Source organism: Moorena bouillonii PNG (assembly GCF_001942495.1).
Classification (GTDB): domain Bacteria; phylum Cyanobacteriota; class Cyanobacteriia; order Cyanobacteriales; family Coleofasciculaceae; genus Moorena; species Moorena bouillonii.
The window spans coordinates 3,092,280-3,107,017 of the sequence record NZ_MKZS01000001.1; the positions used below are offsets into that span (position 1 = coordinate 3,092,280).

The 14,738-nt window shown below is 44.0% G+C and carries 10 protein-coding genes; 3 read left to right on the forward strand and 7 right to left on the reverse strand.

Going from position 1 to position 14,738, the window contains the following annotated elements:
• Window positions 1-64: 64 nt before the first annotated feature.
• Together BJP37_RS12675 and BJP37_RS12680 are read right to left on the reverse strand one after the other, a co-directional pair.
• Window positions 65-2,815, reverse strand: a complete 2,751-nt coding sequence (locus BJP37_RS12675; RefSeq protein WP_075899246.1) for a peptidase domain-containing ABC transporter — start codon at window positions 2,813-2,815, stop codon at window positions 65-67.
• A 4-nt stretch (window positions 2,816-2,819) separates the two neighbouring features.
• Window positions 2,820-3,467: a helix-turn-helix domain-containing protein gene (locus tag BJP37_RS12680; RefSeq protein ID WP_081431161.1), complete on the reverse strand. Its 648-nt coding sequence runs from the start codon at window positions 3,465-3,467 to the stop codon at window positions 2,820-2,822.
• A 231-nt stretch (window positions 3,468-3,698) separates the two neighbouring features.
• On the opposite strand from BJP37_RS12680, the gene BJP37_RS39090 reads away from it, so the two are divergent.
• Window positions 3,699-3,866 (forward strand): hypothetical protein, encoded by a 168-nt coding sequence (locus BJP37_RS39090; protein WP_158069558.1) that lies wholly within the window; start codon window positions 3,699-3,701, stop codon window positions 3,864-3,866.
• Between the two features lie 1,017 nt (window positions 3,867-4,883).
• Here the strand turns inward: BJP37_RS39090 and BJP37_RS36400 are convergent.
• The 4 genes from BJP37_RS36400 to BJP37_RS39095 all read right to left on the reverse strand — a co-directional run bounded on the left by BJP37_RS36400 (window position 4,884) and on the right by BJP37_RS39095 (window position 9,095).
• Window positions 4,884-5,159: a hypothetical protein gene (locus BJP37_RS36400; RefSeq protein WP_143727593.1), complete on the reverse strand. Its 276-nt coding sequence runs from the start codon at window positions 5,157-5,159 to the stop codon at window positions 4,884-4,886.
• Between the two features lie 374 nt (window positions 5,160-5,533).
• Window positions 5,534-7,282 (reverse strand): adenylate/guanylate cyclase domain-containing protein, encoded by a 1,749-nt coding sequence (locus tag BJP37_RS12685; protein ID WP_229415568.1) that lies wholly within the window; start codon window positions 7,280-7,282, stop codon window positions 5,534-5,536.
• A 277-nt stretch (window positions 7,283-7,559) separates the two neighbouring features.
• Window positions 7,560-8,342 (reverse strand): HAD family hydrolase, encoded by a 783-nt coding sequence (locus BJP37_RS12690; protein ID WP_075899248.1) that lies wholly within the window; start codon window positions 8,340-8,342, stop codon window positions 7,560-7,562.
• 609 nt (window positions 8,343-8,951) lie between these two features.
• A complete protein-coding gene (locus BJP37_RS39095; protein ID WP_158069559.1) occupies window positions 8,952-9,095 on the reverse strand; it encodes a hypothetical protein in 144 nt (47 codons plus the stop codon).
• Window positions 9,096-10,020: 925 nt separating this feature from the next.
• Here BJP37_RS39095 and BJP37_RS12695 point away from each other — a divergent pair.
• Window positions 10,021-10,392, forward strand: coding sequence for a hypothetical protein (locus BJP37_RS12695; RefSeq protein WP_075899249.1), 372 nt, complete (start codon window positions 10,021-10,023; stop codon window positions 10,390-10,392).
• Between the two features lie 333 nt (window positions 10,393-10,725).
• Here BJP37_RS12695 and BJP37_RS12700 read toward each other — a convergent pair whose 3' ends face one another.
• A complete protein-coding gene (locus BJP37_RS12700; RefSeq protein ID WP_075899251.1) occupies window positions 10,726-11,505 on the reverse strand; it encodes a hypothetical protein in 780 nt (259 codons plus the stop codon).
• Window positions 11,506-12,574: 1,069 nt separating this feature from the next.
• Between BJP37_RS12700 and BJP37_RS42455 the strand changes: the two genes are divergently transcribed.
• Entirely contained in the window at window positions 12,575-14,581 is a 2,007-nt protein-coding gene (locus BJP37_RS42455) for a cellulase family glycosylhydrolase (RefSeq protein ID WP_438941533.1), read from the forward strand.
• Window positions 14,582-14,738: the final 157 nt, after the last annotated feature.

Below are 14,738 nucleotides of genomic sequence, written 5' to 3' on the forward strand. Positions count from 1 at the left end.
TCCCTGTTCCCTATTCCCTATTCCCTACTCCCTACTCCCTACTCCCTACTCCCTACTCCCTGCGCTATAATTGCTGCTGATTCAGATAGAAATAATGTCCTCGCTTTGCCATTAAGTCTTCGTGAGTACCGCTTTCAATCAAGACCCCTCTATCGAGGACTAAAATCAGGTCAGCTTTGCGTACGGTAGAAAGACGGTGAGCAATCACTAGGGTGGTGCGGTTTTTGAGAATAGTATTGAGATTGGTCTGAATAATCCGCTCGGATTCTGCATCCAGGTGGGAGGTGGCTTCATCGAAAATTAATAGGTGGGGATTTCCCAAGAGGGCGCGAGCAATGGCTAAACGCTGTCGCTGTCCCCCAGACAACATCCCTCCTCCCTCCCCAATCTCGGTTTCATAGCCCATGGGCAATTTTTGGATAAATTCATCAGCACCGGCCAGTTTCGCTGCTGCCATAATTTCGTCTAAGGTGGCTGAGGGATAAGCCAGACTGATGTTTTCTCGAATTGTCCCTCCAAACAGAAAGGTATCTTGATCTACCACACCAATTTGCTGGCGCAAGGAGCCTAAGGAAAGACTGGTGATATCCTGCCCATCAATCAACACCTTCCCATCTGAGGGAAGATACAGCCCCAACATCAGCTTGGAAATCGTGCTTTTCCCGGAACCACTGCGCCCCACTAGGGCGACCATTTGCCCTGGTTTTACCTCAAAACTAAGATTTTCCAGGACATTGGTATCACTTTCTGGGTGATAGCGGAAGGTGACCTTATCAAAACGAATGTGACCGCGCAATTGAGGTAATGATTGCCGTGCTTGATAGTGCAAATCTTCTTCTGGTTGGTAATCCAGCACATCATTGATGCGCTCCATAGCAATCACCACTTCCTGAAATTCATTCCACAGTACCGTGATCCGCTGGAAAGGGGTAATCACATTACCCAGCAACATATTAAAAGCCACCAATTGCCCAATGGTGAGCTGATTTTGAATCACCAACCATGCCCCAAACCAGAGCAGTGCGGTAGTGGCTAACCCCTCGATGGTATTGCTGAAAATCTGGAGTCGATTGCTAATCACTTGCCCAGAAAAGTTAGTTTTAACCTCTTTATTTAATAACTCTTCCCAATGCCAGCGTACGGTTTGCTCAACTGCTGTAGACTTGACAGTGCGGACACCAGAAAGCACTTCAATCAGATAACTGCTTTCTTTTGCGATCGCATTAAATACTTCCCGAGAAATTCGTTTTAAAAAGGGTGTAGAAATCAACGCCAACAGGAAAAAGGGTGGTACAATTACTAAAATTAGCAGCGCCATCTTCCAACTGTACCAAAACATCAATCCCACATAGATAAAAACTGTTACTAAATCTAGCAGGATAGATAACGCTTCACCGGTAAGAAACCGCTCAATTTTACGATTTTCCTGAATCCGGGAGGTAATATCACCCACAAAACGAGACTCAAAGAAACCTAAAGGTAATCGCAAGGTATGGCTGATAAACCCCACAATTAGTGCTAGGTCTACTTTATTTGCGGTGTGGTCAAGCAAATATTGCCGCAACCCGGTAATCGCAACCCGAAACATAGTAAACATCAGCAATCCTAACCCCACAGCGGTTAGGGTGAGGGTGCTCCGTTGCACCACCACTCGGTCTAAAATTATCTGGGTAAATATCGGTGTAATCAGACCAAATATCTGGATCATCAGGGAAGCAAAAAACACCTCCAGCAACACGACACTGTGAGGCTTTACCAACTCAAAAAATTGCCAGAAAGAGGTCTTACTTTCTTTGGTATCCTTCAGGATTGCTGTGGGTTCCAGTAGCAGTACATAACCAGTCCAATCCGCTTTGAATTCCTGGTGGCTCAGACTTTTCTGACCAAGAGCAGGGTCAGCAATTACCACATGCTTGTTGGTGATTTCATAAACAACAATAAAGTGTTTTCCTTCCCAGTGGACAATCGCAGGTAGCTGTTGTTTTGCCAGTCGATCCAGACTAGCTTTCACTGGTCGAGTGGAAAAGCCAATACTTTCGGCAGCCGCTGATAGTCCCCGCAATGAAGCGCCATTACGGTCAGCATTGGAGATATCTCGCAAGCGATTAACACTGAATCGTTTCCCCCAATAGCGACCGATCATCACCAGACAGGCAGCACCGCAGTCAGAACCACTCTGTTGGGCAAAAAACGGATAGCGCCGGATCACTCGCTGCCACAAATGACCAACTTTTTGAGTAGGGCTAGGAAAGTAAGCTTTGCTGATGGTTTGCTTGGGTTTTTCGTCTCCGGAGGTGGGGATGTCTTTCTTCTGTCCCACTCCCGCTACTTCCGCTATTCTCCCTTTCTCCCCCTCTCCCAAAGCACTCTCCGAGGGCATCAGCAGGGAATTTTGCCCTTGGGCCTGACGATAAAAATGTTCGCGGATTTGGGGATGTTTGCTAATCAGGGGAAATAACAGTTCCGGAGTTAGATAACAGAGCTTAGTTTTGAGGGAAGCTCTGGCTGAGTAACACTCAAAAGACTCTTCTGGAAAGAAAGTACACTCCCCAAACGAAGCTCCAGCTTCTAAGTTGGTAATTAACTCCCCGGCACTATTAATCAGTCTGACCTTTCCGGAAATCACAATATAAATGCCAGCTTCAGCATCTGTTGACTGCCAAAATTGACCGACCGTTGGCTCGCGATATTTTATTTGTTTGAGACAGCGTGATACTTCTAATTCTGAAAGAGAATGCCCTAGAGTATTAGCGAGCTGCTCAGGGGAAATCAGTGGATTAGATCTAGGATTAGATGTAGATGTATGTCGAACCATAATCTCATGCCATGTTGCTGGGATTAAATAGCCAAAAACTATTGGACTCGGAGCCATTAGCGGATTTCAGGTCAGAAATAAAGATGCTGTGACCATCGTTTTCCTGTCTGCTAGGGGAGTTAACCTTTCTCCGTGTTGGTATAGTCGATAATCCCATGTCTTTGAGCAATCGTTGCAGGTGGCGATTGCTGAGTTCAATCCCGAATTCTTTGGCCAGATGTTTGTTCAACCAATTCACTGTCCAGCGGCGAAAGGAATACCCATAATCCCGGGGACTCTGGTTAATCAGTTCTTTCAAACGGTCTAAATACTCGTCATTGACTGCCTTGGGGCGACCAATTGGACAATCCTGCCATTGGTGAGCCATCCCACTACGAGCTATATGCATCCAATGTCTTACTGTTGCGGCACAACACCCCAAGGTTTGACAAATTTCCGTTTGAGATTTGCCCTCATCTGCTAATAACATAATTTGAATCCGCTGACGGTAGGATTCATGTAAATCCTCTTCTAGGCTTTTTTGGAGTAGTTTGCGTTGGAAGGCTGTTAAATAATGACTTTGAGTAATTTTGGCTTCTGTATCTTGAGCGTTATTCATATCAATCTGTTTTCTATTTACCACAGTCCTAAATTGGGCATTTTTAACATTCATTGAATGTAAGCTATCAGCGGTCAGCGGTCAGCGGTCAGCCCTCAGCCCTCAGCGGTCAGCCTATGGGTATGGCCACAGGCTAGAAGCCTGTGCCACCCTACTTGAGGTGCCTTCAGCGGTCAGCCCTGAGCCCTCAGCCCTCAGCCCTCAGCCTTTAGCTGATAGCTGATAGCTGATAGCTGTTCGCGTAGCGTGCGCGTAGCGCTTAAGCTGATAGCTGATAGCTTACTAATGAGCTATTTAGAAACCCTATATAGACCCCAAGAGTTAAGCGATTGGCCTACGGCCACGCTACGCGAACGCAATCAACTTACAGTTCTAAAACAGATAGTTTTTACTTCGATGGAAGTAATTGTTAGTTCAAGAATAGTTGAATTAACTCTTGGTAGTAATGGCTGAATTATCTCCCATGAAAGATTATATAAGTAGTCGGCTCAAAATCAACGGTTTAGCATTAAGCAATCCTTAAAAAATGCCCATCATTGCTCCAACCCGATGGACTAAAAATTCACAAGAATTAAGATAATCTTAAAAACGTTGCTCCGAGTACTTATCACTAAACTATTGGTTATCTAAAGGGTATCGCTTTCACGAAAACTAAACTAAACCTTTAACTCTGTAAAGCTTTGATAAAGCTTGCATAAAGCTTTGATCAAAAAACAATGACCAAAAAACAATGATCAGATCAAATTCCATAGTTTATCCCTTTATCCACAATGGATGTAATCTGTAATTATCGGGGGATGGGAATTAGGCACTAGCCAGGATCAATGCACCGATGAAGTGAGCACCACTGAAGGCTGACAAGGCTGCTTGTCACACCTGAACGCTATAGCTAGTTTTTTGATTGGGGTGGAAGCCTGAGTTAATGCATTTCCCTGGGTCAAACTTTAAAGGTGAATGTTATAGTTCACCATTTGCCACATGAGCGGGTTGTTGTGGTAAGCAAACTATTACGATGGCTGCAAACTGCTACATGTATAAGCAATATTGAGTTGGTAGTAACGGCTTCTTTACCTATTATTCCTTTATAATAGGTAATGCTGACAGTACCCTTTTGGGTACTGTTTCACTGCAGTTTCTGTGTTAAGGCAATATGCAGAATATGCATTTAAATTTCAGTCCGAGCCACTATTGATGTGTAGGCGTAATCCGCCAGAATTGGGATGAAAACCTCTCTGGGTAAGGGAAAAAGGTCAATTGCCTGAAAGTGAATACTTAATGATATACGCCTCCAAGGTGAATCGCCCTCCCCATCTAGGTTGATCGGTGATTGGATTGCAAGATTTTGTCAAAGTCCCGCTATCTGGTATTTGATTCATGACTATAACTCATCCTTACTGGTTTAGGACAACCAAGAGCATCAAGCTTTATTGGTCCTCCTCACTATAATTAATCACTCCAAAAATTGAATTTTTATACAATTTTATGTAAAGTTTTGTAACGAATATCATGGTCATCACCCAGGCAATTCAACCTATGAATGCTAAAATAAACCACGATAAGGATTAAAATAAACATCTGTAGCGGGCTTGGGGAGAACTGGTTGAGAAAATTTTGCTTTTGCGATCGCGTAGCGTGACCTATGGTCAATCTCGTAGCGTGACCTATGGTCAATCCCGTAGCGTGACCTATGGTCAATCGCCTTTGGCGGGCTCTTCGAGCCATCCCATAACGTAAGCCATCAGCCATCAGCCATCAGCCATCAGCTAGCAGGCGCTTTAACTGCACTGGGTCGGATCAGTAAAACGAGCAGGGATTTTCAACCAGCCGTACCAGGACCCCCCAGCTTGTTTACTACCAACCGTTGATTAGCATGATAGGTGACAGCTGATACCTCGAGGACTGTAAAACATAACCAGTCGTGTGTGACAATCGTTGTAATCTTCTCGTACAAAGACGGTTAACTCTGATCAGGAGTTTCTGGCAAAAACCCTACCGACTATAAACTAATCAATCGCCATATACCTAATAGGGATGCGTGTAGGAATTGTGATAATTTTTGTTCCCAGATCCGCTGTTCCCAGATCCGCTGTTCCCTGTTCCCAGATCCGCTGTTTCCACGGCTAACTGTTAATACCTGACGGCTTATATTCACTTCTATCATTTATCGACTTGTAGAGATCATCAAGCCTTTTCTTTACCTCTGGAGGTTGGGATGTAAAACGGATATAAAACCCTAGATGTTCTGTTTCAAGTGACGTCACTTTAGCATAGATGTCATCACTATATTCGGCTTGGGATTGATTTAATATATTTAGGCTTATATTACTGAGCTCTACTGGTAAATCCTCTCTTCGTCTCTCATAGGAACGCACTTTCGCTCCCTTAGCTGAAAGCTGAATTAAACTTCCGAGAAAAAGATTTTTGCCGATATGCTTTCCTTCCAAAACTTTATAGGTGAGTGGAATGGCTTTAGGAAGGGAAAAAAAATCCTCATCGTCTTTAGGTAGAAATAGATTGTATTCATCACCAATTCCCACAACTTGATAGATAGTAATTGGCTGTTTAACCCCTTTTGGTTGTACCTGTTTGTACCCGTGAATCATCACGATTGACTTAACCTGTTCAAAGGTAGATTCTGAAATCAGAATTTGACCACCTATGGTATAGGATTCAATGCGATAGGTTAAGTTTACTTGGCTACCTACTACACTGTAATCGGTGCGTTTTTCCGAGCCAATATTGCCCACCACAACATCACCTGTGTTGATACCAATACCCATTTCTAGAGGTGGATAGCCCCAGGCATTCATCGTTTCGTTGACAGGAACCATTGCCAATTGCATCGCCACAGCACAAGCAACTGCCCGTTTTGTATCGTCTTCTCTGGCCGTGGGAGCACCAAATAAAACCAAAATTCCATCACCCATGAACTTATCAATGGTTCCTTGGTATTTAGTAATTACCTCTGACATATATTTCAGATAGAGGTTGAGGATTTGAACCACTTCTTCGGGAAGCAATCGTTCTGATAGGGCTGTAAATCCTCTTAAATCAGAGGTTAGTATGGTGAGAGTTTTGCGCTGGCCTCCCAGTTTCAATTCTTCGGGTTTTTCTAGTAACTTATCTACTACTTCCTTACTCAGGTAACGCCCAAAAATCTGACTAATGATTTGATTCCTTTTTTCTAAATCTTGGTTAGCTTCAGCCAAAGCAGCCGTGCGTTCCCTAACCCGCCTTTTTAATTCCTTTGCTGTTTGACGCAATCTACCGATAACCAAAATTAGCCCTGACAGTGCCAACACAGATAGTCCTCCTAAGGTGATAAATGTACTCCTCAGACTCATTTGTGTATGTACCACAAATTTATCTAGAGGCTGAATGATTTCCAAAACACCTCTGACCTCTCCTACTTTCCAGTCCATCCTGGGACTATCCGGATGGCTGTTATGACAAGCAATGCAGCTAGGCTCCATAATGATGGCTTCTGCATATCGAAATGAGGAACGACCTTGGATCTGCTCTTGGCGAAAAAATGACTGAGTGGGATATTTTCTCAAGAACTTGAGTGCATCCCATTCAAAATCATCTTTCGGACCCCCTTCAGCTTGTCGATGGGGAAAGGGATAATCACTGTAAAGCCTGATTAAAGCTCCCGTATCATTGGCACTGATGCGCGAACCCAGTTCTATCACATAGGTGGCTGGATTAGGAATTGCCCCTTTTTTGGTGGTGTAGTCATGGGTAACGGTAATCCCATGAACAGTTTTAGCACGACTAACCACCTCAGTACTGTAGAGGTTACGTGCCTCATTAATAACTTGAGTGGATAAGGCGGAATACTCTAGTGCGTGGGATTCAATTAGATCCATAGAGAGACGAGACATGCTTGAGAGGGCAATTCCCACTCCCAGGCAAAACATGATCGTTAGAACCAGGATTATTCTCTGAAAAATTAGGTTGAGTAACCAGTTCCAGAGTTTAAAAATTAGGTGTCGCATCCCATAGAAACCCCAACCGAAAAGCGTGTTATTCAAAATCCCTTTCACCCCTGGTTGAGAACACCATCTCAGAGGTGATAGTTATAGAGTTCCCTGAAATGCTGACAAAACCTAAATTTCGCTTGCCATTAGGACTAATACTTAATGCTTAATCTAGCCAATTTGAAAAATCCTGGGAAAATTGTTCAAGAGACAACAACTGAATTCTCGGGTCATTACAAGCAGATTCTTGCTCAGCTTTGGTGTTGTAGCCCCAATCAGCTAGATAGAGTTTCACCGGTTTGAGGTCTTGCTGCTGTTGCACAGATTTAAGGGTCTTGAGCCGATCTTCCACAAACCATAGTGTTACGGCTTCCCCTGGAAAAGTTTCAATTAATTGTCGTAGGGTTTGATGTTTGGGTCGTTTGGACTCCTTGCCAATAATTCTGTCTTGTGGTAATTTAATACCTTGTTGCAGCAATAGTTGTTTGATGAAGCGTCCTTCTTTAGTAGAAACAATATATACCTGTGTGGTATTTGTGGAAAGTATTTGATCCAACCGCTCAATCACACCGGGATAAAATTGGTGTAGACTCAACCAACCATCTAAATCGGTAGTAATCCATTTATCCCGAATAGTGTCTAACTGCTTAGCTATATCGGTTCTGTCTAAGGTCTCGGAATTAACGATAGACTGGGAAACCGTTGACCAATTCTGCAAAATCTCGTCTTCTGAAATACCGAGAATCAGCGCGTGAATCAATATTGGCATTTCCCAGCCGATTTGGATAACAGGTCGTAAGGGGTAGAAGCTAGCTGCTAAATTTTCGGGTGGTGTTTCACTGGCGGGTTTCCAAATTTGACAGTATGTACGCCACGCCGTCTGAAAATATTCTAATAGTCCGTTACACAGAACACCGTCAAAGTCAAGAGCCAGAATTGTGGGTACCATTTAACTTAATTAATACTTATGAATACTACAAATTACTATACTCAAAATTAAGGTAAAAACCTAAAATAGTTTAGCTTTACATTTTTCCCTTAATCTTTACATTTATGCAATAATAGATAGCAAGGTTTTAGTGAATTGGTATAATTTTATAGCACCCTATCAAGTTATAGTTTTTATGGCACTCCAGCAAATTTAAGAAGATTGAGCTTTGCTCACGCTACGCTCCGGAAGCTAAGCTTCCGCGCTTATGGGATTGGCCGTAGGCCACGCTACGGGATCGACAATACCAAATTTTCCTGAATGTGAACCCAGTGTTGGTGTCTGACTTGCCTGTGACCAAAGCGGTAAGCAGCAACTGAAAACTCCACTGGAATAAATGGCTGATTTTGCCAGTTATACCATTGACGACCCTCCTTGAGCACGGTCTCAACTACTTCATAGGCTCACGATCAGGGGCAGAAACTTGTGTAGTACAATCCATTGGTAATGCCAAGGAACTAGAGACTGGGCTTCTTCAAACCGATCATGTTTCTCCTTGATACTCCAGCTTGTCAATCACTGCGTTATGGAACTTGATAAACGGTAGCTGAACCTAAGAGTTTCAGAATTTCATGTTGGTGAGGGACTGCTGGCTTGGGAAATACGCGATGGCTCGAAGAGCCCGCCAAAAGCGATCGCATTGCTCACTTTATTACTCCATAAATCTAGCGCTATATATAAATTAGGAGCTCTCAACGTATATAGCGTTTTCATTTCACGTGAAAATGCTATACTTGTTAAGCAAAACCACTATTCCTCCTCAAGGAACCATAAAAACTAATAGAAGTTACCACCTAACCCAGGGTTTTTGAGATCAAGTTTTTCGATCAGCCCTTGTCCTTTGCTTATCAGGTGCATCTCATATTTGTAAATAAAGAAGGGAAGTGTGGGAAGTGTGGGGCCCGGGCGCGGGAAATGTGCCAATTTTCGCGCGAATTTTTTCGTAATTGTAAAAGCGATGCAGAGGTGCGACCCGTGGCGAATTTAATTACGGGTCAAACGCACCATTACGGTCTTGGGGAGGCAGCGCGGTCTTGGGAAGGCAGCGCCGACCTGGGGGGGTTTCCCCTATGAGCGACTGCTGTTCCACGGGGCAAACAGCGGTGCGGACGCAGGTTCCGCACACAGACCCATGGGCCATGAGCGACTGCCGTGGTTACCCCCATGAGCGCTTTGCATCAAGAAAGGATGAAGTTTTACCAAAGGATAAAGGTAAAGGGAAATTTTTATCGTTCATCCCAGGTTACTGTCACTCTAAATCTTGACTATTGGTCAGATCAATAACTTAAAAAACACGCTTCCTAGTAAGTTATTCCAGCCTCACCGGTGTGGGAATATAAATCACTATAAATTGGCCATAAATTCAATTATTCGTTAACTAAAGTATAACTTATATATAACTCAAAAAACAATTGCAAACTATGGATTTTTTTTAAATTAATTTAAGCATTATAAAATGGCATAAATGAGTAAATACTACCAATCCATGTTTTTTTTAACGAATCAACCATTGGATAAATTCTCAAAAGCTAACCCTAAGAGCATTTGTTCGTTGTAGACTACAAATAATTTGAGCGAATCCATTTTTAATCAATTACCATAAAGAAAATAAGAGCTATAATAAACTTAGAGGTACAAAATGAATACTTGGGTAAAGTCAGAAGCTGCGTACCTAGAAAATCATCGCCCTTGGTACGAGGGACCTCATGGCACTTGCAATCTCCTCAAACCGACTCTAATCCACATGGGAGACGATAAGCCACTTCATTTGATGTTCCCTGTCCATTGGACTGAAGCTATAGATGCCTTACCTCAAGCTAAAACAATGGCACGGCAACTCAATGGGTTCTTAGTACTACTGCTTTATGGACAGGCATCTGACCAAGAAATTCAATCCTTGGTACTAGAATTAGCAGAAGCCCAAGTTCTCCCCTTGTGGCTAGGTTGGCAAAATAGGAAAAGATTCGACCGCATTGTAGCGATGCTTTCGACGAATTCTGAACTGAATTGATGTCAGTGCATATGATGTCAGTCCATAGTAAGGGTGCATTCAAGGCATTTAGCACTGATATTGACAGTGCTTGCATGGTTTGTGACGAGGATTCTTTAGGAGTTAGACCTTGAATTATTGAAGCAATAGAATTATTGAAGCAATCCACATGAACATTATGAACAGACTAGACAGAATCGAGCTGATGTGATTAGGGTTTTTATTAAAACATTACGTGGTAAGATTCCGGTTTGACTGGTAAGAAAAGATAATGACTAACCCTTGATATGACTTAACTATCAATATCTAGGAATTAGCCATTACCAAGTTTTTTTGGTAGCTATCTGATCACGACTACTCGAGTGAGGTTTTCGGTGACCGTCTTTTCATAGCCTTTTTTACAGTGACCATCTGAGACATAAGATGCTGAACTTTAGTGTAGAGTTGGTCAAACTCATCACCATTAAGGGGAGTTGGTTTCTTCTGTGGCTCCTGAGCAGCATTGGGTGGAGCATAGGCTAGAAATGATTGCACCGATGGAAACCTAGCCGTAGCTGCTCGCACGTCCAAGTCGGGTTTAGTGGGGGATTGAGTGGATGGTTCATGATCCACTGTTTGATTGGTAATTATTACAGGTTCAGTTACCGACCCAGTTTCGGCAATCGGATGGTAGTTTTTGGGCAAGGATTCAGAAGTGACTTGCTCAACATTGCTAATGGGCTGGTAGTTGTCGTTCAAAGATAGTGAAGTGTCTTTCTCTGAGGTAAACTCCTTCAGTCCAGAAGCGTCTAACCTAGAGTCTGAGAGCTGAAGTGTCTCTAACAATTCCTCCTTTTTCTTGAGATTTTCCTCAAGACCCGATAACTGTGCCTCTATATCAGACCGGTTGCGGTCAGCGGAGCGCCATCCGGTCATCGCCACTGTAGCAGTTCCTACAGTCAGACTTAGTAGCGCTGCTAAGCCCAAGTAAGGTGGAGCTACGTCCATTAGTTTACCGTCAAACACTGGCTCCTCTTGTACTTGGATATTTAAAGGTCTAGAGCCAAACCAAGCTAGTGGTATGGTTAGGACTGTAAAGAGTGCAGCTGAAAATACAATTGGTTTCAGGACAAATTGCTTAATCGGAGATGTCATAATCAGTAGTTTCCTTCGATAGTTGCCGCATCAGCCATTTAACCTGAGCCGCGTCAGACTTTGCCAAGTTTTGATCAAGTTGTGATCTGTTTAGTCTTTCGCTCACTCCTTATCGGTGGTCAGCGGCAGAAGTTTTTTGTAGCTGCACCCTTTAATACTTTGGCTTTTCTTTAAGTTAATCCGTAGTAATCCCATGTTTCATAAAAGTTTCATGAAACGATTTACTAAGTTTATGAATTTTACATGAATAAGTAGTGAAGGTATATTTAGAGAAATAAGTAGTGAAGGTATATAAACCCCTTCTAGATTGAAACTTGCAGTTCCTAGTGATTACCTGAGAACTTTACAATTAATCAGAAGACTCCCTGAAAAACCGAGGGTTTTGAAGGTGGATGTGGGGGAAACTAAAAAGGGTTATGGAACTAAAACCCATGTTCAATAAGCGTTCGACTGTATGCCCCCCCAAAAGTTGGTAAGTTTTTTAAATACCTGCCCTGACTTAGTCTTTGGAATCTGTCAAAATACTTTGTGACGGTTGTGTGACAACCTCCCAGAAATCCCTAGCTGATTTCGAATCTAGCCTTTACCCATCAAGCATTACATGATTTTTAACCAGGGGAATTGTCGGGTTTCGGTTTTGAGGAGATACACTGACATTAGGGCTAGTTTTGGGTATTGATATTAAGGGATTGTCTATCGTAACCTACCCATTGCCCTATATATAGTATAGTGGCTTAATTTAGTTTTTCGAGTTAGCCAGGGTGACGGAAGCTCAATCTCAAGTTCTTAGGTGCGCTCTTACTTGGCGAATTAAATTCGCCACGGGTCGCACCTCTAGTTGTGACTAACTCTACCTCTTCTCTTGTAGAAACCGATGTCTAGATTTTTCCGGCACATATCCCGAGTTGCCCGCATCCTATCAACTATCCTGCTGACAATCATCAGCCATTTCGGGCAGCCTCGACGGCGCAAGCCTGGGCATAGTAGGCTTCCTAAGTACCAGCGAACCAAATTTACACTTCCTTGGCGAATCATTGGTCTTGGCTTAGCGTTAGTCTTTTTATCCCTGATGGAATTAACCTTGCCTTCTCACCATCCTGTTGATGCAGCCAATGCTGCAAGAACCATGCAGCTACCTCTTTCTACCCAAGGATCACAACTACTTGATTCCCTAGGTCGCCCGATATTACTCAGAGGGGTGAACTGGTTTGGGATTGAGACAGAGTTGCATGCTCCTCATGGGTTGTGGAAACGAGACTACAAGGATATGTTGGCGCAGATCAAAAGCTTGGGCTACAACATGATTCGGCTGCCGTTTTCTATCCAATCCCTAAGAGCCTCAGAGGTCAGTGGGATTGATTTCAACATCGGTAGCAATCGGGAGCTTTACGGTAAATCGCCCTTGGAGGTCATGGATGCCATTATCAAGGAAGCCCAGCAGCAAGGCATATTAATTTTGTTGGACTGTCACCGACTCAATGACCAACGTATTCCTCCATTATGGTACGGGGATGGGTTTACGGAAACTGATTGGATAGAAACCTGGAAAATGCTGGCAACTCGTTACCGCAATCAGCCTAATGTCATTGGTGCAGACCTGAAAAATGAACCCCATGGTCGAGCGAGCTGGGGAACAAACGATCTAGCCACTGACTGGGGACTGGCAGCACAGAGGGCTGGTAATGCCATTCTTGCGGTCAACCCCAAATGGCTGATAGTTGTTGAAGGTGTGGAAAAGAATGTTCCAGGTCAACGACTAGCGACCCATTGGCATGGGGGTAATCTGGAAGGGGTTAGGGAATATCCAGTACGTTTGTCTAATCCGAATAAGCTGGTCTATTCCCCCCATGAATACGGCCCTGGAGTGTTCAATCACTCTTGGTTTTCAGAACCGAGTTTCCCTAACAATTTGGAATACCGCTGGGAAATTGCTTGGAACTATATCGCTAGACAAGGCATTGCGCCGATTTTGATCGGAGAATTCGGTGGAAAGGAGGTAGACCCTAACTCAAAAGAGGGAGTTTGGAAGCGGCGGCTGGTAGATTACATTAATCGAAACAACCTCAGTTTTGCCTACTGGAGTTGGAATCCCAATAGTGGGGATACTGGCGGGATCCTGCAAGATGATTGGCAGAGTGTGGAGGCTCCTAAGCAACAACTGCTTCAGGGACTGCTAATTGCCAACAATTTCGCCCCGAACGTGGGAGTTGCTCCGATTATCCCCTCAATTTCCATACCGCGACCAAGTTTCCCACCAGGCATAACTAAACCAATGCCTACGCCATTGCCGAATTCCCAACCCAGCTCAATCGGGCAAATACCTACACCAACATCAAGTGGGCAGCAATCCAGGAGGGTTGCACCACTACCTCCACCCCTATCTAATTCCACACCCAGGAGCGTGGCACCACTACCCCCGCCTAACCTGCGTACCAACCCTGGTGTAATTCCACCTTTACCTGCACCTTTACCGAGTAGTAACCCTGGTGTAATCCCACCGTTACCTGCACCTAACCTGCGTGTCACACCAACTCAAGTTACACCCCTTCCCCTACCGTCACCCCTTGCCAATCCAGGTTTAAAGGAGCCACTACCTTTACCATCCCCCAGTGCCAAACCTAGCGACAGGGCACCTTTACCTTCATCGCCACCTGATACCAACCAAGCTTTAAGGGAGCCAAGACCAACACCTGAAACTAGCCCTAATCTCCCTAACCCTAATCTCTCTACAAGGTCACAAACTCGAAACCGTGTCTCTTTAAAAGTGCTACCTAACCTGCATTCAGATTGGCAAGAAGGATTTTGCATCGGCATACAGGTTATCAATGAGGGCAGTAGTAAGGTTGAAGACTGGGAATTAACATTCCAAATGAATCAAGCTGCGATTAACAATAGTTGGAATGCTAATTTCCAACCCCGTAACAGGGAAAACTCTCAATCCTCTAAAGACTATGTGGTCACCCCGCTGGATTGGGGAGGATTGATCGAACCTGGTCAAAGCCGTCATTTAGGATTCTGTGCCAACAAGCTAGGGTCTGACTACAAACCCCAGCAAATGTATGCATCAGGCCAGTGAAGGTTGATCTGCGATTGGCCTACGGCCACGCTACGGGAACGCCGAAGCGCTGGCACTACTTCCTCAATCACCCGGTGAGCTTTCAACCTTAAGCCTTAAACCTCCAACCTCCTTAAACCTTAAACCTTAAACCTTCAACCCGATTAAACCTTAAACC